Below are 18,838 nucleotides of genomic sequence, written 5' to 3'. Positions count from 1 at the left end.
ACTGTTCCTCCCGCCACCGATGGCGAACCGTTTCACTTGCCCTTTTCCCCTTGGGCGAAGCGGTCGGCACCGGGCCGGGAACCCCTCCCTTTCATCCTCGCCGCGATCCGGCGTGCGATGACCCCTGCCCGTGAAAGACCCGAGGTCCCGTGCCAGTACCTGTAGTCCTTACCGGGCGCACCGTGCGCCTGGAGCCGCTGGCCATGCGCCACGCCGAGGGCATTGCCTGGGCGGGTGCTATGGATCGTGCGGCGTATGCCTACACCTCCGTGCCCCACGGCTTTGACGCCTCCTGCGACTACATCGCCCGTGCCCTTGCCGAACAGGCGCAGGGCAGGGTGCTCCCCTTCGCCCTGGTCGATCCCCATACCGGCCGGGTGCTCGGGTCCACCCGCTTCCTGGAACTCGACTACTGGCGCGGGCCCGTCGTCTGGCCGCCGGTCACCGGCGTGCCCTACGGCGATCCGCTGACCTCGGTGCCGGACGCCGCGGAGATCGGGAACACCTGGATCTCCGGCGAGGCGCGCGGGACCGGCGTCAACACCGAGGCCAAGTACCTCATGCTGCGGCACGCGTTCGAGAGCTGGGGCGTCCGACGGATCACGATGCGCGCCGACGCGCGCAACACCCGCTCCCGGGTCGCGATCGAGCGTCTCGGCGCCACCTGCGAAGGGGTCCGCAGGGCCCACTCGCGGGGCCTCGACGGCATCGTCCGCGACACCGCGTTCTACTCGGTCCTCGACGAGGAGTGGTCCGCGGTCCGCGGCATCATCGAGCTCAGGCTGCCGGGCATGCGCCCGCCGTCCGTGCACCCGGGTGCCTTCCCCGGAGGGACCCTCGAGCACGGCGGGGCGGGCGAGCTGCTGCCCGCCTGAGCCCGGGGAACGGCCCCGGCGGCTGTCCGGTCACACCGGCAGCCGCCCCGGCCGGGCCGTGCGCGGTGCCGGCGGGCCGCCGCCCCCGTGCGGCGGGGCGGGCGGAGAGGGCCGCAGTACGTCCTCGAGCGCGGTGAGCCGTACCAGCCGCAGGATCATCGGCTGGTCGCACACCAGGCCCCACTCCGCCCCCCGGTCCCGCACGCGCTGCGCGCAGCGCACCAGCAGCCCGAGCCCCGAGGCGTCGCAGAACGTGACGTGGCGCAGGTCGACGGTGAGCGCGGCCGCCTCGCGGGCCAGCACGTCGAGTTCGGGCCGGACGCGCTGCACCGTCACCAGGTCGAGCTCTCCGTACAGCTCGACCGTGGTGATGCCGTCGCTCGACCGGACGGCGAGATGCGGATCGCCGCGTCGGATCAGATGCATGGACACGCTCCACTGGATCGGTCCCCGTGTGTCGAGGTTGGCGCCCTTTACCGAGGCAGACACGTTTCTCCACATCCGCCATCACCCGAAGAGGTGAATAAGGCGCATTTCCGTCCGCCCCGGCCACGGCGTACCCCTGATGTGCCCGTGCGGAGGCGGACGGACGTCGGTCAGGGCTTCCCCGGTCGCTGGGCCGGCGGTACGACGGCCACCGGGCACGCCGCGTGGTGCAGTACGGCGTGGGCGACCGAGCCGACCAGGAGCGTCTCGACCCGGTGCCTGCGATGGCGGCCCACGACCACCAGCCCCGCGTCACCGGAGTCCTCCACCAGACGGCCCGCCGCGTCGGCGGGGGTGACGGCCTGGACGACCTCGACCTCCGGGTGGCGCTCGGCGAAGGGGCGCAACCGCTCCTCCTGGCGGCGGATCGTCGTGTCGACCAGCTCCGGCGTCTCGTCCGGCAGGGGCGGCGGCACCTGGAGCGCGGGGGCGGGCGCACCGATCAGCAGGGCGGGGGAGGGCGGCACCGGATAGGCGGTCACCACCTCCAGCGCGACCCCCCGCCTCCGGGCCGCCTCGAAGGCGAACTCGACGACCTCGTCGGCCGTCTCGTCGATGTGCAGACCGAGCAGCACCCGGCCCGCCGCCGCGCCGCTCTCCAGCGAGGCGGCCCGTGCCTCGTGCGGGACGACGACCACCGGGCAGGGCGCCGAGGAGGCCAGGGCGCGGCTGGTGGACCCCAGGAGCAGGCTCGCGAAGCCGCCCCGTCCCCGTGAGCCGACCACGAGCAGCCGGGCGCCCCGCGCGGCCCCGGTGAGGGCGTCGACCACGGAGCCGTCCAGCGATGCGTAGCGCACGTCGAGCCCCTCGGCGCGCGGCCCCACCTGCGCGGCGAGCGCGTCCACGACGGTGTCCGGGATCTCGGGCGTCCCCCCGAGCGAGGCGATCCGCGCGCTGCCGAGCTGCAGGGCGTCGGACCGGACGTGGGCGACGGTGAGCGGCGCCTCCAGGCTCCGCGCGACCCGCAGAGCCCAGTCCAGGGCCCGCACGCTGTGCTCGGAACCGTCGAACCCGACCACAACAGCAGAAGTGTCACTCATGCCTGGCACTCAATCGGGATCGTTCGCCCGCATCCCGGTGCCACGCCGGGGCGTCCTCGATCGTCGCGGGCGAGGCCCTGCGGCGGCGGGCGCGGGGCCGACCCCCGCGCCCCCGGTGCTCCCGTCCGGGCGCTTCGTGGACTTTCCGGGGGGCTCCCCGCCCAAGCCGGGGCCGCCCTCCCGCGGCCGGCGGCCCCGCCCCGGGGCCCCCGCCCGGACCGCCCTGCCGCGGCCGCCGGTTCGGTTCAGCGGAGCAGACGGCGGCGGCCTCGTGCTGCGGCCACCAGCTCCGGCAGGGTGCCCAGCTTCACCCGGGGGCGGCCCGACTCCTCGCCCCGGGCGCGTTCGGCGCGCTCGATCGCGGCGAGGCCGCGGGCGTCCACCACGGTGCCGGCCCGGCCGCGGGCGAGGCGGTCGAAGGCCCGCGCGCTGCCGGCCGGCACCGGGAGGACGCCGTCGACGGCGTCGGCCAGCAGAGTGCCCACGGTCTCGGCGGCGCAGGTGCGGTTGGCGCCGATGCCGCCGGAGGGGCCGCGCTTGATCCAGCCGACGACGTACGTGCCAGGGCGGCCTTCGACCCGCCCGTTCTCGTGCGGGACCGTGCCCGTCGCCTCGTCGAACGGCAGCCCCGCGACGGGGAGTCCGCGGTAGCCGACCGCCCGCAGGACCAGGCCGGCCGGGATCTCGGCCGGCTCGCCCTCGCCCGTCACGCGCACCGCCCCGTCGAGGATCTCCTCGGGAGCGGAGTGGAAGCGGAAGACGATGCGCCGCTCGGCGCCCGGCCGCTCCGACCAGTCCACGCGCTCACGCACCGCCCCGCCGAGCAGGGCCGCCTTCTCGTGCGGCGCGGCGGCCTCCACGGCCGCCCATGCGCGCGGATCGTGGTCGTCGACGACCACGCGCACCCCCGGAAGCCGTCCCAGCGCGAGGAGCTCGGGCGCCGTGCAGGAGACGTCCTCCGGCCCGCGCCGTGCCAGCAGCACCACCTCGCGCACGGCGGAGGCCCGCAGCGCGGCGAGCGCGTGGTCCGCGATGTCGGTCGCCGCCAGCGTCCCGGGGTCCGACACCAGGATGCGGGCGACGTCCAGCGCCACGTTGCCGGTGCCGACGACCACGACCCGCTCGGCGCCCGACAGGTCGATCGCGTCCGGCGCGACCTCGGGGTGCGCGTTGTACCAGGCGACGAAGGCCGTCGCCGAGACGCTGGCCGTCCGGTCCTCGCCCGGGATGCCCAGACGCCGGTCGGTCGCCGCGCCCACCGCGTACACGACGGCGTCGTGGTGCGCGGCCAGTTCCTCCGCCGTGACGTCCGTTCCGACGTCGACGCCGAGGTACATCCGTACCCGGGGGTGGGTGTGGAAACGGGCGAAGGCGTCGCCGATCCGCTTGGTCGCGGGGTGGTCGGGCGCCACGCCGTACCGGACGAGCCCGCCCGCCACCGGCAGCCGGTCGACCAGCGTCACCTCGGCGGTGGTGTGCAGCAGCAGGTCCTCGGCGGCGTACATGCCCGCCGGGCCCGTGCCGACCACCGCGACCCGGATCGGCCCGAAGTCCGAGGGGAGGGAGCGGGCGAAGGACGGTGCGCCCCACGCGTGGAAGGTCGGCCCGTCCTCCGGCGCGGGCCGGGGTCCGCGCTGCTCGTAGTAGGCCGCGTTGAGTGCGGCGTACGGCTCCTGCCCGACGGCGAGGGAGTCCGCCGGGAAGATCGCGTCGACCGGGCAGGCGTCGGCGCAGGCGCCGCAGTCGATGCAGGACTTCGGGTCGATGTAGAGCATCTCGGTGCGGCCGAAGTCCGGCTCGTCGGGCGTCGGGTGGATGCAGTTGACCGGGCAGACGGCCACGCAGGTGGCGTCGTTGCAGCAGGTCTGGGTGATGGCGTAGGTCATGGCGTCGTCAGCTCGCGGGGCTCCGGTGAGGGGCGGAAGGGGGCGCTGGGGCGGGACCGGCGTCAGATGAGATGGGCGCGCCGGTAGACGGCGACGGCCGGGCGCGTCAGCAGCCCGGCCGAGGCCAGGAACTCCATCAGGCCCGAACAGCTCGACCGCATCAGGGACTTGTGGTGCTCGTTGGCCCGCGCCTCGGCCAGCGCCCGCTCGGTGTCGAGTCCGGCGTTCGCGTACACCTCGCGGTTCACCATGCTGGTCACGATGAAGTACGAGGCGATCGAGACGACGAGCGCCTGCACCTGGCGGCGCAGCGGACCGGCCTTGCGCAACCGGGCGCGGGTCTCCTCGCGGGCGAACTTCATGTGCCGCGACTCCTCGACGACATGGATGTTGTTGATCGTCCGGACGAAGGGCACCACCCGCTCGTCGCGCATCCAGTCGCGCTGCATCACGTCGAGCACCTCCTCGGCCACGAGGATCGAGGCGTACGCGGCCTCGCCGACGGCGACCGTCTTGAAGACCCGGCCGAGTTCGATGACGAAGCGCCCCGGGCGGTAGGCGGGGGCACCGAGCTTGGCCGCGCCGCGGCCGAACATGATCGAGTGCCGGCACTCGTCGGCGATCTCCGTCAGGGCCCACTGGAAGCGCGGGTCGGTGGGGTCCTTGGCGTACATGTCTCGCAGCACCATCTGCTGCAGGATCATCTCGAACCAGATGCCCGTGCTGGCCACCGAAGCGGACTCCTGCCGCGTCAGCTCCTTGCGCTGGGCCTCCGTCAGCTCCTGCCAGTAGCGGGTGCCGTAGAGGGTGCTCCACTCGGGGCTCATCCCGTGGAAGTCCTCGTCGAGCGGGGTGTCCCAGTCCACCTCGGTGGCGGGGTCGTAGGAGAGCTTGGCGGACGACTCGAGCAGCCGGCGGGCCGCGTCGCGCTCGGGCTGCCGGGCCTGGTCCGCCGGCCGGACGGTGCTGCTTGCCATGGTGCGGCTCCTTCGAGGACCTTCGAGGGCGGGGAACGGGCGCTTGTTAGACGCGGTGTCTAGCAAGCTGTTGGACGGAAGGTATAGCAAGACGGCCCGCGCGCCTACCCGTCGGTACGGAATTCCTTGCCGGAGCACCGCGACCGGGAGAGGATGCGTCCATGATCGACAGCACCGGGAACGCCGGGGAACACGACCCGATCGCCGCCGCCATGGACGGCGAACTCCGCCTCATGGACCCCGCCGTCCGCGTCTCGGCGGCCGAGGCCCGCGACCTCCTCGACCCCGAGTTCGTCGAGGTCGGCGCCTCGGGGCGGCGCTGGACGTACGAGGAGATGCTCGCCGCCCTGCCCGGGATGGACGGCGGCGCCGAGGACGGCCCGCGCTACGAGCCCTCCGGCATGCGCGGCGTCCTCCTCGCCCCCGGCCTCGTCCACCTCACCTACGAGACCGTCCTCGACGGGCGCCGGGCGCGCCGCAGCTCGATCTGGCGCGCTGCCGGGGCCGGGAACGAGCCCGGCGCCGGGGCCCGCTGGCGGCTCTACCACCACCAGGCCACCCCCGTCCCGTAGGGCTGAACAGGCGTGCTTTCATGAGGCGTTCACGCAGGTGGGACAACCGGGGGAGTGGCCAGGACATGATCACGACGGGTGACGGCGGCGTGCTGACCGAGCTGTTCGAGCGGGACCGGGGGCAGCTGCGGGCCGTGGCCTACCGCATGCTCGGCTCGCTAGCCGAGGCCGACGACGCCCTCCAGGAGGCGTGGCTGCGCGCGAACAGCGCCGGGATCGCCGGCGTGGAGAACCCCGGCGGCTGGCTCACCACCGTCGTGTCCCGCGTCTGCCTGAACATGCTGAGGTCGCGCGACCGGCGCCGGGAGGACTCACTGGAGGACCGGCTGCGCGAGCCCGACGCCGATCTGCCCGGGCGTGACCCCGAGGAGGAGGCCATGATGGCCGACTCCGTCGGCGTCGCCCTGCTCGTCGTGCTCGACACCCTGGGGCCCGCCGAACGCCTCGCCTTCGTCCTCCACGACATGTTCTCCGTCCCCTTCGAGGACATCGCGCCCATGCTGGAGCGCACGCCGGCCGCCGTACGACAGCTGGCGAGCCGCGCCCGCCGCCGGGTCAGGGGCGGCACCCCGGTCCCCGCCGAGGTCGACGCGGTCCGCCGCCGGAGCGTGGTCGAGGCCTTCCTCGCCGCGACCCGGGGCGGCGACTTCGAGGCCCTGGTGGCCCTGCTCCACCCGGACGTCGTCCTCCACGCCGACCGGATGGTCGTCCCGACGCCCGAACCGATCGTCGTCTCCGGCGGCCGCGCCGTGGCGCAGGGGGCCATGGCGGCCGTGGGCCGAGCCCGCTTCACCGGCGTGGCGCTCGTCGACGGCACGTTCGGCCTGGCGATGGCGGCGCAGGGCCGCCTCCGCGTGGTGCTCGGCTTCGCCGTGACCGACGGACTGATCACCGCGATCGACGTCGTCGCGGAGCCGGACCGGCTCCGTGCGATGGAGATCGCGGCGCCGGAGCCGGACCCGGACGGCCGGGTCGAGCCGGACCCAAAGCGCCTGGTCGACCCGGACCCCGACGCGGAGTACGGCGAAGCCGAGCCCGACGCGAACGACGGCGCATCGGAGCCCGACGCGGAGGACGGCGCACCCGGGCCCGGCCCGAACGGCGGTGCAGCGGACCCCGACGTGCAGCACGGCGAAGCCGAGCCCGACGCGAACGACGGCGCACCGGAGCGCGACACGGAGGACGGCGCACCGGACCCGACCCGGTGAGACGCGGGTGGAGCAGGTCCGCGACCTGCTCCACCCGCGTCACGGGAAGGGTCAGCGGACCCCGGGCGTTCCGGCCCCCGTGCCGAACGCGTCGACATGGGTCTGCGTCAGGGTGTTGCCGAACACGTCGGTGAGCTCGGCGCGCAGGGACACCGTCCGCCCCGGGCCCGGGGCCGTGAGCGCGAAGGCCCCGTCCGTCACCCGGGCCGGGACCCAGGTGGCGCCCCGGTCCGTGGACACGGACACCGCGAGCGACCTGACTCCCGACCGCTCCGCGGCGCCCTGCACCGACACCCCCACCCGTGTCGTGCGCAGCGGCGGGACGGTGCCGTCCGGGCCGAGCTCGGGGGCGAACCGGACGATGCCGAGAGGGAGTTCCGTCGGGGACCTGGTCGCGGCCGAGACGAAGGTCCAGGTGGCCGTGACCTGCCCGACGGGCCGGATCGCCGTGGTCGACAGCCGGTAGGAGGCGCGCCCGGCGGGCACCGTGAACGAGGCGTGCCCCGGCGTGCCGCGCCGGGTGCCGACGAGCACGCCGTCGCGGTGCAGCGTGGTCGTGGCGCCGAGGTGGAGCGGCGCGGACGGCACATGCCCGTCGCCGTCGGCGAGCAGCGGCAGGGCGAGGTCGAGCGAGTTGCCGTCGCGCAGGCCCGGCGGCGGGGCGCTGGGGGACGGGTCCAGGGCCGGCCCGAAGACCGGGCCGTCGAAGGTGTGGACGGCGGTGGTGCCCGCCCGGAGCGCGATGCCCAGGGCCAGGTAGCGGTTGGCCGCGACCGTCTCCGGCTCCGACGGCGCGCTGTACGTGACGTCCCAGGTGCCGCGCTCGGGCGTGACGAAGAAGGTCACGGCACCCGGCACGGGCACCGCCAGGGCGAGCGCGGGGGTCGGGCCGGGAGACGGGGCCAGGTCGACGAACCCGTACCCCGGGCCGGAGGCGGGCGCGGCGGCGCGCACGACGAGCGTGGCGAGGTCCCCCGGTGCGGGACGCCGTACGAGACCGGTCGGTGCGCGGTCGGACGAGAAGGTGTACCCGAGGACGTACCGGCCCCGTGCCCCCTCCCAGTAGGTGTCGACCCAGGACCGGACGGACCCCGGCTCCGCGGCGGGACCGAGGTGCGCGACCCTGAGCTCCGGCGTGGAGCGCACCAGGTTCGCCAGGGCCGTGGCCCCTTGGTAGGTGACCTCGACGAAGGAACCCCCGTGCGAGAACGTGGCGTTCGCGTCCGGCGGCCGCACGTCGACCGGAGCGGTGGTGCGCGCGTCGAGCACGACGGTCGTGTCACTGTCCACGTCCAGGCGCGGCTGGACGATCCAGTCCTTGCCGTCGATGGCGCTGTCCAGCAGGTAACGGCCCCTGGGCACCCGGACGGTGACGGTGCCGGACGGATCCTCCGGCGTCAGCGTGGTCCCGGCGAGCGCGCCCGAGAGGCCGGTGAGATGAGTGACGTGTGCGGCGGTCGGCGCGCCGTCGCGCCCGAGGTGGACGAGCCTCAGTGCGTACGTCTCCGCGCCCCGCGCGGCGGCGGTCGTGGCGGTGGCGGTGGCGGTGGCGGTCGTGGACAGGCAGGCGCCGGCGGCGGCGACGGCGAACCCGCGCAGTACGGTCCGCCGCTTGGTCGGGTGATCGTTCATGACCTGCACTGGTCGGTCCGGCCGGCCCCGTTCCCGTGACCTGCGCCACAGCGGCCGCGCCGGTCGGTGAGTGTGGCGGGCGTCACGGGAACCCGCTCGAACCGGCGGCCAGTACCCAGTGTGGAACCAGCTATGAGAGATCGTTTCCGTGCGGGGGACCCCGCGGCGCTCGGCGAGGCGTACGACGAGCACGCGCAGGTCCTCCACCGGTATGCGCTGCGGGTGTGCGGCGACCGGGCCGCCGCCGAGGACGTGGTGTCGGCCGCGTTCCTGGAGGCCTGGCGCTGCCGCGGCCGCCTGCTCCCCGACGGCGGCAGCCTGCGGCCCTGGCTGCTCGGCATCACGACCAACATCCTGCGTGGCCAGGCGCGTGAGACCCGCCGCCGCGACACGGCCTTCGCCCGGCTGGCCGACCGCGGTGTGCTCCCCGACTTCACCGACGACGTGGTCACCCGGCTGTCCGACGCCGAACGGCTCCACGCGGCCCGCGCCGCCCTCACGCGCCTGCGCCGCCGCGACCGCGAGGTCTTCGCCCTGGTGGTCTGGGCCGGTCTCGACTACGCGGCGGCCGCGGAGGCCCTCGACATCCCCGTCGGCACGGTCCGCTCCCGACTGTCCCGGGCGAGGGACCGGCTGCGGACCTTGGCGGAGGCGGAGCTCCGCGCGAGGCACCGCACGGGCACGCGGGGAGCCCCCGGACTTCCTCGGGGAGGCGGCTCCGACTCCACGGGCGCCTCGCACTCCAGCACGGTCGGCCACTCGAAGAACCCGGAAGGCCGCGCTTTGCCCGCGCGCGCCGCGCCCGGGGCCGCCGCAGCGGGCCCCGAGGGTCGCGCGTCCGCGCCCGCCACGGCTGCGGCGGCCCACGCGCCCGCCGCCGAACCCGCCGGGGGCCGCGCGTCCGTCCCCGTCGGCCCCGCCGCCGTCGTGGGCAGCCGCCCCGCGCCGGTCCCCGCGAACGCGCCCCCCAGCCCCACCCCCGTCCCGGCAGTCACCCCCACCCTCACCCCCCGTCCGGTCAGTCGCCCCCACCCCACCCCCGCCTCTGCCCGCCGACCCGCCACGGAGAGCCCACTGTGAAGTCCCCCGCCGATGACGCCCGCCTCCGCGCCGAACTCGCCGACCTGTTGCCGCCCCCCGAGGTTCCTGACCTGAGTCCGGAGCGGCGTCTGGCGCTGCGCCGCGAGGTGTTGAGCACCGCTGGGGCCCGGCCGCGTCGGCGCGTCCCGCGGTTCGCGGTGCCCGCCGTGGGCGGTGCCGTCGCCGCCGGCCTCGTACTCGTCGTGCTCGCCGGCGGGTCCCCGGCGCCGCCCGCTCCGCGGGCGGACGTCGTCGCCGCGCCGGACGCCGGTCACGTGCTGGGCCGCGCGGCGCTCGCGGCGGCCGCCACGCCGCGGACGGCGGTGCGACCCGAGCAGTTCGTCTACATCGAGAGCCTGGTGGCGTACGCCGGACGCAGGGCGGACGGCGGCCCCGCGAGCCCGCCCGCGGCGGCGCAGCGCCGGCAGGTGTGGCTGTCCGCCGACGGCACCCGGCAAGGGCTCCTGCGCGAGACCGGGGCGCCGGACACGCCGCTCGACGTCAGCGGTCCCGTGGAGCGGCTGGCGCACCGCGGGGCCACGCCCGAGCCCGGTGTCCTCGGCCCCGGGGCACCGTCGATCGCGCGACCGACGCACGCGTACGTCTCCGCGCTGCCCACCGACCCCGAGGCCCTGCTGCGGCTCGTCTACGCCCAGACGCGGCCCCCGGCCGGCGGGGACCCGCACCAGAGGGCGTTCACCGCCATCGGCACGCTCCTCGCGGAGACGTGGGCGCCGCCGAGCGTGACCGCCGCGCTCTACGAGGCCGCGGCGCGGATCCCCGGGACCACGGTCCTGGAGTCCGCGAAGGACGAGGCGGGGCGCGAGGGCGTGGCCGTGGCCCGGGCGGCGGGCGGTGAGCAGACCCAGTGGGTCTTCGACCGGTCCACCTCGGCGTTCCTCGGCGAGCGCACCGTGCTGACGCGCGCCACGGCCGCGGGTCCGGCCGGTACGGTCCTGGGCAGTTCGGCCGTGCTCGCGAGAGCGGTCACGAACCGGCCCGGGGAACACCCGCCGGCGGTCTCGACGACGCCGCGACCGTGAGCGTGCCGGACGCCGGGTGCGCCCGCCGCGCCCGGCGGACGGCGAGCGGGGCGGCGAGCCCGGTGAGGGCGAACAGCGCCCCGGTGACGTACCAGCCGGGGCGGCCCCAGCCGATGCAGAGCGCGATGAGCAGGGCCGGGCCGAAGCCCTCGGCGAGTCCCGCGCCGAGGCCGAACACGCCGAGGTACTGCCCCGTCGCGTGCTCCGGCGCGAGCGCGAAGGAGAGTTCGAAACCGGCGGCGGCGTGCCACAGTTCACCGATCGTGTGCACCACCACCGCCGTGAGGAGGAGCGTCACGGCCGCCCAGGCGGGCGTTCCGGCCGCGAGCGGGACGAGCGCACAGGACACCAGGAAGGCCAGGCCCGCCCACCGGTACGCCCGTGCCCCGGCGGCGGGGGAGTCGATGCCGCGGCCGACCCGCACCTGCAGCACGATCACCAGGGCGGTGTTGACCAGCATGGTGCCCGCGATGAGCCCGCGCGGCGCGCTCGTCGCCTGCACCAGCCACAGCGGGATCGCCACGGTCAGCACCTTGAACTGGATCGACATGACGCCGTCGACCGCGGTGAGCAGCAGATAGGGGCGGTCCCGGAGCGCGATCCAGCGTGGCCCGCCGACGTCGGGCACGGGGGGCACGGGTGGCAGCAGGACGAGGAGGGCCGCCGAGGCGGCGAAGGCGACCGTGTTGCCGACGACCAGCAGCTGGTACGCCGTGAGGGTGCCGGCCTGCACCGTCCAGCCCGCACCCAGCGCGCCCAGCGAGATGCCGACGTTGGTGACGGCGCGGAGGTACGCCCGGAACTCCTGAGGGCGCTCACCGCCGTGGCGCCGGATGATCGGGCTGCGCGCGGCGAGACCGGCGGCCTGCGCGGCCGTGGCCGCGCAGACCGTCAGGAGGAACACCCACAGCCGGTCCGCCAGCAGGAACCCTCCGGTCGCCGCCGCGCGCACCACGAGCGTGACCGCGTACACGCCGCGCGCCTCGTGCCGGTCCGCGAGATGTCCGGCGGTGATCCCCACGACGAGGGACACGAGCCCGGCGGCGCCGAGCCCGAGTCCCACCTGCGCCGCCGGGAGGTGCATCGCCTGGGTGAAGTACAGGACCCCGGCGGTCAGATAGAGCCCGCTGCCCATCGTGTTCACCAGATTGGAGGCGGCGATGACGCGCTGCGGTCCGGTGTCCGGCACTAGTGAGGGCATGAGGGGTCTCCGCATCCTGGGCGCACGTAAGGACCCCTCAAGCTTGTTGCATATTACTCGCAACAGCAAGAGGTTTGCGGAGAGCCCTTGATGAGTGCCCGTCAGCCACCTGGACCCGACGGCGAGGCGTTGCGCCACACGGTCATGTCCAGGGTCATGTAGGTGCTGGGCGAGCCCTCCGGAAAGAAGCCCCTGACGGTGACCGGCCCGTACGACGTCGTCCCCGAAGGTCAGGTGGTAGCCGGCCGTGAGGTGTTGCTCGCCCGGCACCCTGTCGGCTGGTCGGGGCCGGTGGTGCGGGGGTGCGAGCGGGCCGGGCACCTGCTGGGGGAGTGGTCCCGGAAGGGCCGGAACGGGAGGGAATGTGACGGCGAGGTCCACTGTTACACGCAGCGAGGCTGACATGGCCGAGACAAACGATCTCGGACCGAGGCCGGAAGGAGCACCATGTCCCGTACCACCCAGCGCCCCGTGGTCACCCTGAGGTCCACCGCCGGCACCGGCGTCACCTACGTGACCCGCAAGAACCGCCAGAACGACCCCGACCGCATGGTCCTGCGCAAGTACGACCCCGTCGTCGGCGCCCACGTCGAGTTCCGCGAGGAACGCTGACCCGTGGGGTCGGCCCGCCAGGTCCGCCCGCGACCCCGGCCGCCCCGCCTCACGGCGCGGGTGGCCGGGGTCGCGGGCGCGTGGGGGAGCGCAGCTCCCGCACTCCCCGCCACGCCCTCCCGCACTCCCCGCCACGCCCTCCCGCACTGCCCACCACGCCCTCCCGCTCCCGCCGGCGACGGCCACCGTCGGACGTCGGCGACGGCCGCCGTCAGACCTCGGCGAGGCCTGCCGTCAGACGTCGGCGAGGGCCGTGACGACGAGGTCGGTGAGCAGGGCCCCGGCCGTGCCCTCGGGGTCGAGGTCGGGATCGTAGATGGTGACGTTGAGCCCGACGCAGCGCGGCGAGCGGACGAGCGGCCGGAGCAGCGCGATCAGCTCGTCCGGCAGCAGTCCGTCCGGGTCGGGGCTGTCGACCGCCGGCATCACGGCGGGATCGAGCACATCGGCGTCCAGATGCACCCAGAAGCCGTCCAGGGCCGGGGTCTCCAGGCTCACGGCGGTGGCGCCGCCGAGCTCGCCCGGACCCCAGGCACGCAGCTCGGAGACGGTCACGACGGGGATCTTCAGCTCCCGCAGCTGGACGACCTCGGGGTCGTCCGCGTAGGCGTCACGGGTGCCGAAGGCGCGGACGTCCTCGTCCCGGAGATAGGGGCGAAGGCCTTCCAGGTCGGTGAGGTCGTTCTGGCCACGACCGGTCGCCAGGGCCAGCTCCTCGCCTCCGGCGGCACCGATCCGGTCGGAGTTGCCCGGGTTGCGGAAGTCGGGGGAGGCGTCGACGGACGCGAGGCCGTAGCGGCCGAGCCGGCGCAGGGCGAGCGCGGCGCCCAGCTGGATGGAGCAGTCGCCGCCGAGAACGAGCGCGAAGTCCCCTGCCGAGACGTGGCGTTCGATCCGGTCGGCGAGCCGGACGGTGTACGCCGCGAGGGCGGACGCGTGGAACACCCCGTCACCCTCCTGCCAGTCGCCGCGGTCGTACCGGGGCGGCACGACGACCCCGCCCTCCGATGCCCCCAGCCGTCGCACGATCCCGTTCTCGCGCAGCGCTCCGGCCAGCTTGTAGCAGCCGGGCACGGTGCCCGGGGCGGGTGGGCGCAGGCCGAGGTTGGAAGGGGCGTCGATGACCACGATGTTCCGCATGCCGGCCATCCTCGTGGTACGGATGGGCGACCGCAACGGACTTGGGGCCCGGCGCCGGCGTAGGTGAGGGCTGGAGCGCTGCCGCGCGGCGACGGTCCGTTCCGGCTGTGCCCGGTCTCCCGCGCGCACAGGGCGCACCGCGAACTTCTGGTCTGGACCTATGGGCGGGAGGGCGTCAAGCTCTCCTCATGGACTTGGAGTTGAGGCACCTCAAGACGATCCGGGCCATCGCGGACGCCGGCAGCCTCACCCGGGCCGCCACCTCGCTCGGCCTGGCCCAGCCCGCCCTCAGCGCCCAGCTCAAACGCATCGAACGGGCCCTGGGTGGCGCGCTGTTCGTGCGGGGGCGGGACGGTGTGCGGGCCACCCCGCTCGGCGACCTGGTCCTGGACCGGGCGCGAGTCGTACTGCCCGCCGTGTGCGAGCTCCAGGAGGAGGCGGTGCGCTTCGCCCGCGAGGGAGCCACGGGCCACCGGCTCGGCGGCACCCACGGGCCGCTGTTCGGCGGGCTCGTGGACCGGCTGGCCCGGGCCGGGCCGGGCACGCGGGTCACCACGTACACCTCCTGGTCGGAGCGGGAGCTCGCCGGTGGCGTCGTCGCCGGCCGGCTGGACTTCGCGCTGGTCGGTGTCTGCGGCGAGAGCAGCCCGCCCGAGGCGGGGCGGCTCGCCTGGACCGAGGTGGCCCGTGACCCCGTCCACGTGATGCTCGCCGTCGGCCATCCTCTCGCGTCCCGCGCCGAGGTCGCGCTCTCCGAGCTGGCCGGCGAGGCCTGGACCGACGTGCCCGGCGACGGCTGCTTCGGCGACTGCTTCGCCGCCGCCTGCGTCCGTGCCGGATTCACCCCCACCTGCGTGTACGAGACCGACACCGCCTCCTGCGTCCACCTCGTGCAGGTGGGCCGGGCCGTCGGACTGTGCCGGGCCACCTTCCCCGCGACTTCCGGTCTGGTCACCCGCCCCCTCGTCGGCACCCCGCTGATCTGGCGGCACCTCCTCGGCTGGCACCCGGAGGGCCGCGCGGCGGGCCGGGCCCCGTCCGTCCTCGCGCACGCCCGAGGCGCGCACGCCGACGCCCTGGACCGCAGTGCGGCCCGTACCGCCTGCCCCGGCGGGCCATAACACGATGCCAGGGGCCGACTGACAACTCCCTTTCGAGCCAAGGGATTCCTACGGTTTCGGCAGTTCCCCCACGAAACCGAGGAGACCCCCATGCTCCGACGATCCGCCCGTGCGGCCGGCACCGTGCTGGCCGCCGCCGGACTGGCGCTGGCCGGCCTGCAGGCCGTACCCGCCACCCCGGTTCAGGCCGCCGACGCCCGTGCGGGCACCACGGCCGCGACCGGAAGCGCCGCCGAAGCGCTCGGTGCCGCCGAGGCCCGCCCCGAGCTGCTCCGGGCCCTGGAGCGGGACCTGGGGCTCACCCGCCCCCAGGCCCTGCGTCGCCTCGCCAACGAGGCCGAGGCGGGCGCCACCGCCGCCCGCGTCCGCCAGGGCCTCGGCGACGCGTTCGCCGGCGCCTGGGTGGACGGCCCCGAGTCGGCGACGCTCACCGTGGCCACCACCCGTTCCGCCGACCTGCCCGTCATACGGGCTGCGGGCGCCCGCGGCCGCCTGGTCACCCACGGCCTGACCGCCCTGGAACGCGCCAAGGAGGCCCTCGACCAGGGCGCCACCGTCGACACGCCCGTCCGCTTCGTCGACGTCCGCGCCAACCGCCTCGTCGTCGAGGAGGCCCGCCCCGGCGCGGCCGCACGGCTGCTCGCCGCGGCGGGTGTGCCGCAGGGCCTGGTCGACGTCGTCCGCACCGCCGAGGCGCCCCGGCCCTTGTACGACATCCGCGGCGGCGACGCGTACTACATGGGCGGCGGCCGCTGTTCGGTCGGCTTCCCGGTGACCCGCGGCACCACCCAGGGCTTCGCCACCGCCGGCCACTGCGGCCGGGCGGGCACCACGACGACCGGCTTCAACCAGGTCGCCCAGGGCAGCTTCCAGGCCTCGGTCTTCCCCGGCAACGACATGGCCTGGGTGGCCGCCGGCGCGAACTGGACCGCCACTCCCTACGTCAAGGGCGCCGGTGGCGGGAACGTGCAGGTGACCGGCTCCGTCCTGCAGCCCGTCGGGGCGTCCGTGTGCCGCTCCGGCTCGACCACCGGCTGGCACTGCGGCACCATCCAGCAGCACGACACCAGCGTCACCTACCAGGAGGGCACCGTCTCCGGCGTGACCCGGACGACGGTCTGCGCCGAGCCGGGTGACTCGGGCGGCTCGTACATCTCCGGGAGCCAGGCCCAGGGCGTCACGTCGGGCGGCTCCGGCAACTGCTCCAGCGGCGGTACGACCTTCTTCCAGCCGCTCAACCCGATCCTCCGGAACTACGGGCTGACGCTGAAGACCACCGGCTCCGACCCGGGCCCGGGCCCTGGCCCCGGCCCCGGCGAGCCCGAGCCGGGCGGCACCTGGAAGGCGGGCACGGTCTACGCCGCCGGTGCCACCGTCACCTACGGCGGCGCGAGCTACCGCTGCCTCCAGGGTCACCAGGCGCAGGCGGGCTGGGAGCCGCCGAACGTCCCGGCGCTCTGGCAGCGCGTCTGATCGCACGGTCCCGGCGGGCCGCGCCACCCGGCGCGGCCCGCTCCGCCGCTCGCCCGCTCTGCCGCCCGCTGTGCCCGATCGCCTGCTCCTTCCGGTCGTCGGCACGGATCGCCGTTCAGCCCGCGTCTCGCGGCGACCACAGGTGCATCGGCCGCGGGCTCGTCGGGAAGTGCGCCGCGCGCGTGCGCTCGGCCCGGAAGACACGACCAGGGCCGCCCGGCAGGAGGCCCGGCAGGAGGCCCGGCAGGAGGCCTCGTCGCCCGGGGCGTGGACCAGTTCGAGCCCGCGGCTCCCGCAACCGGGCTCCGGCGCCACGGAGCCCCAGGCGGCGGCCGACGCGAGGGTGCGGGACGCGATCCGGCGGCCCCGGGCGGCCGGCGCCGTCCGGTAGCCGGCGCGCACGGCGTCCGCCCCGGCCGTGAACGCCCCGTGCCCGACGGACTCGCCCGGCCCCGCCGAGTCCTCCTCGGCCCCCGCGAACCCGCCGCGCGTGCCGTCCCGCCGGCCCCGGAGCCGCTCCGCCACCTCTCGGTACCGCCCGGACCGGTCGCCGGCCACGGCCGCATCAGTGGATCCCGGTGGTGCCGTACGAGTGGGTCGATGTCCTCGTACGCCCAGGGCCGCAGCAGCAGCGACGGTCCGTTCGGCATGCCCACGCGCGGGATCGCCGACGCGCTCACGGCCGGCTGCCACCGGAGGCGATCAGCGCCCGGGCTGCGCGCAGCAGCGCAGGGCGGGGCCGGTGAGGGGCGCGAGTGCTCGATCGGGCCGACGGTGTTCATGAGGACCGCTTCACCCGGCCCCCTCGGATCGCAGGACCGCCCTGGCGGCCCGCCCCGGGCTTACCTTCCCTCCGGCGGACCTGATCAGCAGTTTTCGGCCAGGGGTCCCTCATGGGCGGCGGTCGGAGAAGCCGCCAGCAGCCGTGCGACTCCCCGCCGCCGTTCGGGCGCGCGGCAGCCGTTCGGCCTCGGCGCGCGGCACCCGTTCGGCCTCGGCGCGCGAGCGCCGGTTCCCCGGGCTGTTCCGGACACGGGTCAACTCCCTTTGTTGTGCGCCCTCTTGCGCGCCTCCTGAGTGGCCCCTACTCTCGCCCCCAGCGAAAGTTAGGAAGCTTTCCTATTAGTCTCTTCCAGGAAGTGGAGTGACATGCCCCCCACCATCAACGCGCTTCGGCGTCACCGCACGGCGGCCCTCGTCGCCGCGGCCGCCACCGGTCTCCTCCTCCCGGCCCTGTCCGGCCTGACGCCCGCCGCCGCGGCAGCCGGCAACCTCGCCCAGGGCCGGCCCGTCACCACCTCCACGACGGAGACGAGCACCCTCACCGGCGCCAAGGCCGTCGACGGCTCGACCACCACCCGCTGGGCCAGCGCCGAAGGCGTCGACAACCAGTGGATACGGGTCGATCTCGGCGCGGGCACCGCCGTCAAGCGCGTCGTCCTCAAGTGGGAGGCCGCCTACGCGAAGTCCTACCGCGTCGAGGTCTCCGACGACGGTTCCACCTGGCGCCAGCTCTACGCCACCACCTCGGGCGACGGCGGCACCGACGACCTCACCGTCGACGGCACCGGCCGCTACCTGCGCGTCTTCGGCACCCAGCGCGGCACCCCGTACGGCTACTCGCTCTGGGAGGTCGAGGCGTACGGCAGCGGCTCGACCACCCCGCCGTCGACCGGAAAGAACCTCGACGACCCCGCCAAGAAGGAGGTCGCCATGAAACTGGTGTCCTCCTTCGAGAACTCCTCCCTCGACTGGCGCGCCCAGTTCGCCTACATCGAGGACATCGACGACGGCCGCGGCTACACCGCCGGCATCATCGGCTTCTGTTCCGGAACCGGCGACATGCTCGACCTCGTCGAGCGGTACACCGCCAAGAAGCCCGGAAACCCGCTCGCGTCCTACCTGCCCGCCCTGCGCAGGGTGAACGGAACCGACTCCCACCAGGGTCTCGACCCGGGCTTCACCAACGCCTGGCGCCAGGCCGCCCAGGACACGGTCTTCCAGCAGACCCAGGAGGAGGAGCGCGACCGGGTCTACTTCAACCCCGCGCTCTCCCAGGCCAAGGCCGACGGCCTGCGCGCGCTCGGCCAGTTCGCGTACTACGACTCCGCCGTGATGCACGGCGAGGACGGCTTCCGCTCCATCCGCCAGGTCGCCCTCTCCCGGGCCCTCCCGCCGTCCCGTGGCGGTGACGAGAAGGCGTACCTCAACGCCTTCCTCGACGCGCGCGAGGAGGAGATGCGCAAGGAGGAGGCCCACAGCGACACCACGCGCGTGAGCACCGCCCAGCGCCGCTTCCTCAACGAGAACAACTTCGACCTCAACACCCCGCTCTACTGGAGCGTCTACGGAGAGGCGTTCTCCATCACCGGCTGACACGGGCCACCGGCGGCGGGGGGGGGGCGGGGCGCCGGCGGCGGGGCGCCGGACGGGCCGCCGCCCCCGCCCCCAGCGAGCCCCGCCGGGCGCGCGCCCGCACCGCGCCGACGCCC

General features: G+C 75.1%; 15 protein-coding genes and 1 pseudogene. 9 read left to right on the top strand and 7 right to left on the bottom strand.

What is annotated here, in order from left to right; genetic code table 11:
* Positions 1 to 149: 149 nt before the first annotated feature.
* On the top strand, positions 150 to 875 hold the full coding sequence (locus ACIRQF_RS02230) for a GNAT family N-acetyltransferase (RefSeq protein WP_376627904.1): 726 nt from the start codon (positions 150 to 152) through the stop codon (positions 873 to 875).
* 30 nt (positions 876 to 905) lie between these two features.
* On the opposite strand, the gene ACIRQF_RS02225 is transcribed toward ACIRQF_RS02230, so the two are convergent.
* From ACIRQF_RS02225 to ACIRQF_RS02210, 4 genes are all read right to left on the bottom strand, one after another.
* Complete coding sequence (locus ACIRQF_RS02225) at positions 906 to 1,301, bottom strand: STAS domain-containing protein (protein ID WP_376627902.1); 396 nt, start codon at positions 1,299 to 1,301, stop codon at positions 906 to 908.
* A 170-nt stretch (positions 1,302 to 1,471) separates the two neighbouring features.
* On the bottom strand, positions 1,472 to 2,401 hold the full coding sequence (locus tag ACIRQF_RS02220; RefSeq protein ID WP_404088095.1) for a universal stress protein: 930 nt from the start codon (positions 2,399 to 2,401) through the stop codon (positions 1,472 to 1,474).
* A 245-nt stretch (positions 2,402 to 2,646) separates the two neighbouring features.
* Positions 2,647 to 4,287, bottom strand: a complete 1,641-nt coding sequence (locus tag ACIRQF_RS02215) for an FAD-dependent oxidoreductase (RefSeq protein WP_404088093.1) — start codon at positions 4,285 to 4,287, stop codon at positions 2,647 to 2,649.
* Positions 4,288 to 4,349: 62 nt separating this feature from the next.
* On the bottom strand, positions 4,350 to 5,264 hold the full coding sequence (locus tag ACIRQF_RS02210) for a diiron oxygenase (RefSeq protein ID WP_382479460.1): 915 nt from the start codon (positions 5,262 to 5,264) through the stop codon (positions 4,350 to 4,352).
* A 161-nt stretch (positions 5,265 to 5,425) separates the two neighbouring features.
* On the opposite strand from ACIRQF_RS02210, the gene ACIRQF_RS02205 reads away from it, so the two are divergent.
* Positions 5,426 to 5,836 (top strand): DUF4440 domain-containing protein, encoded by a 411-nt coding sequence (locus ACIRQF_RS02205; RefSeq protein ID WP_404088091.1) that lies wholly within the window; start codon positions 5,426 to 5,428, stop codon positions 5,834 to 5,836.
* 65 nt (positions 5,837 to 5,901) lie between these two features.
* Positions 5,902 to 6,780, top strand: a pseudogene (locus ACIRQF_RS02200) (sigma-70 family RNA polymerase sigma factor); the annotation flags it as partial.
* 315 nt (positions 6,781 to 7,095) lie between these two features.
* Here ACIRQF_RS02200 and ACIRQF_RS02195 read toward each other — a convergent pair.
* Entirely contained in the window at positions 7,096 to 8,676 is a 1,581-nt protein-coding gene (locus tag ACIRQF_RS02195; RefSeq protein WP_404088089.1) for a serine protease, read from the bottom strand.
* 132 nt (positions 8,677 to 8,808) lie between these two features.
* Between ACIRQF_RS02195 and ACIRQF_RS02190 the strand changes: the two genes are divergently transcribed.
* Entirely contained in the window at positions 8,809 to 9,756 is a 948-nt protein-coding gene (locus tag ACIRQF_RS02190; protein WP_404088087.1) for an RNA polymerase sigma factor, read from the top strand.
* Positions 9,753 to 10,799 (top strand): CU044_5270 family protein, encoded by a 1,047-nt coding sequence (locus tag ACIRQF_RS02185; protein ID WP_404088085.1) that lies wholly within the window; start codon positions 9,753 to 9,755, stop codon positions 10,797 to 10,799. Before ACIRQF_RS02190 ends, ACIRQF_RS02185 begins: the two co-directional genes overlap by 4 nt.
* On the opposite strand, the gene ACIRQF_RS02180 is transcribed toward ACIRQF_RS02185, so the two are convergent.
* The gene (locus ACIRQF_RS02180; protein WP_404088083.1) at positions 10,744 to 12,000 is read right to left on the bottom strand and encodes an MFS transporter; all 1,257 of its coding nucleotides are present in this window, start codon (positions 11,998 to 12,000) and stop codon (positions 10,744 to 10,746) included. The genes ACIRQF_RS02185 and ACIRQF_RS02180 overlap by 56 nt on opposite strands.
* A gap of 447 nt (positions 12,001 to 12,447) precedes the next feature.
* Here ACIRQF_RS02180 and rpmG point away from each other — a divergent pair, with 447 nt between their 5' ends.
* Entirely contained in the window at positions 12,448 to 12,612 is a 165-nt protein-coding gene (gene rpmG / locus ACIRQF_RS02175; RefSeq protein ID WP_376627882.1) for a 50S ribosomal protein L33, read from the top strand.
* 234 nt (positions 12,613 to 12,846) lie between these two features.
* Here rpmG and ACIRQF_RS02170 read toward each other — a convergent pair whose 3' ends face one another.
* Positions 12,847 to 13,752: an arginase family protein gene (locus ACIRQF_RS02170; protein ID WP_404088081.1), complete on the bottom strand. Its 906-nt coding sequence runs from the start codon at positions 13,750 to 13,752 to the stop codon at positions 12,847 to 12,849.
* A 188-nt stretch (positions 13,753 to 13,940) separates the two neighbouring features.
* Here ACIRQF_RS02170 and ACIRQF_RS02165 point away from each other — a divergent pair, with 188 nt between their 5' ends.
* The 3 genes from ACIRQF_RS02165 to ACIRQF_RS02155 all read left to right on the top strand — a co-directional run bounded on the left by ACIRQF_RS02165 (position 13,941) and on the right by ACIRQF_RS02155 (position 18,722).
* On the top strand, positions 13,941 to 14,873 hold the full coding sequence (locus ACIRQF_RS02165) for a LysR family transcriptional regulator (protein ID WP_404088079.1): 933 nt from the start codon (positions 13,941 to 13,943) through the stop codon (positions 14,871 to 14,873).
* A gap of 90 nt (positions 14,874 to 14,963) precedes the next feature.
* Positions 14,964 to 16,346: a carbohydrate-binding protein gene (locus tag ACIRQF_RS02160; RefSeq protein WP_404088077.1), complete on the top strand. Its 1,383-nt coding sequence runs from the start codon at positions 14,964 to 14,966 to the stop codon at positions 16,344 to 16,346.
* 1,149 nt (positions 16,347 to 17,495) lie between these two features.
* Entirely contained in the window at positions 17,496 to 18,722 is a 1,227-nt protein-coding gene (locus ACIRQF_RS02155; RefSeq protein ID WP_404088075.1) for a chitosanase, read from the top strand.
* Positions 18,723 to 18,838: the final 116 nt, after the last annotated feature.

This window comes from Streptomyces sp. NPDC101191 (assembly GCF_044767915.1).
GTDB lineage: Bacteria > Actinomycetota > Actinomycetes > Streptomycetales > Streptomycetaceae > Streptomyces.
Note: the sequence above shows the minus strand (reverse complement) of the source record. Positions and strands in the feature narration are given on the sequence as shown.

Excerpts from the sequence above, each read along its gene's own strand:
- ACIRQF_RS02225 (WP_376627902.1), bottom strand. The coding sequence starts at position 1,301 with ATGCATCTGATCCGACGCGGCGATCCGCATCTCGCCGTCCGGTCGAGC.
- ACIRQF_RS02220 (WP_404088095.1), bottom strand. The coding sequence starts at position 2,401 with ATGAGTGACACTTCTGCTGTTGTGGTCGGGTTCGACGGTTCCGAGCAC.
- ACIRQF_RS02215 (WP_404088093.1), bottom strand. The coding sequence starts at position 4,287 with ATGACCTACGCCATCACCCAGACCTGCTGCAACGACGCCACCTGCGTG.
- ACIRQF_RS02210 (WP_382479460.1), bottom strand. The coding sequence starts at position 5,264 with ATGGCAAGCAGCACCGTCCGGCCGGCGGACCAGGCCCGGCAGCCCGAG.
- ACIRQF_RS02205 (WP_404088091.1), top strand. The coding sequence starts at position 5,426 with ATGATCGACAGCACCGGGAACGCCGGGGAACACGACCCGATCGCCGCC.
- ACIRQF_RS02195 (WP_404088089.1), bottom strand. The coding sequence starts at position 8,676 with ATGAACGATCACCCGACCAAGCGGCGGACCGTACTGCGCGGGTTCGCC.
- ACIRQF_RS02190 (WP_404088087.1), top strand. The coding sequence starts at position 8,809 with ATGAGAGATCGTTTCCGTGCGGGGGACCCCGCGGCGCTCGGCGAGGCG.
- ACIRQF_RS02180 (WP_404088083.1), bottom strand. The coding sequence starts at position 12,000 with ATGCCCTCACTAGTGCCGGACACCGGACCGCAGCGCGTCATCGCCGCC.
- rpmG (WP_376627882.1), top strand. The coding sequence starts at position 12,448 with ATGTCCCGTACCACCCAGCGCCCCGTGGTCACCCTGAGGTCCACCGCC.
- ACIRQF_RS02170 (WP_404088081.1), bottom strand. The coding sequence starts at position 13,752 with ATGCGGAACATCGTGGTCATCGACGCCCCTTCCAACCTCGGCCTGCGC.
- ACIRQF_RS02165 (WP_404088079.1), top strand. The coding sequence starts at position 13,941 with ATGGACTTGGAGTTGAGGCACCTCAAGACGATCCGGGCCATCGCGGAC.
- ACIRQF_RS02160 (WP_404088077.1), top strand. The coding sequence starts at position 14,964 with ATGCTCCGACGATCCGCCCGTGCGGCCGGCACCGTGCTGGCCGCCGCC.
- ACIRQF_RS02155 (WP_404088075.1), top strand. The coding sequence starts at position 17,496 with ATGCCCCCCACCATCAACGCGCTTCGGCGTCACCGCACGGCGGCCCTC.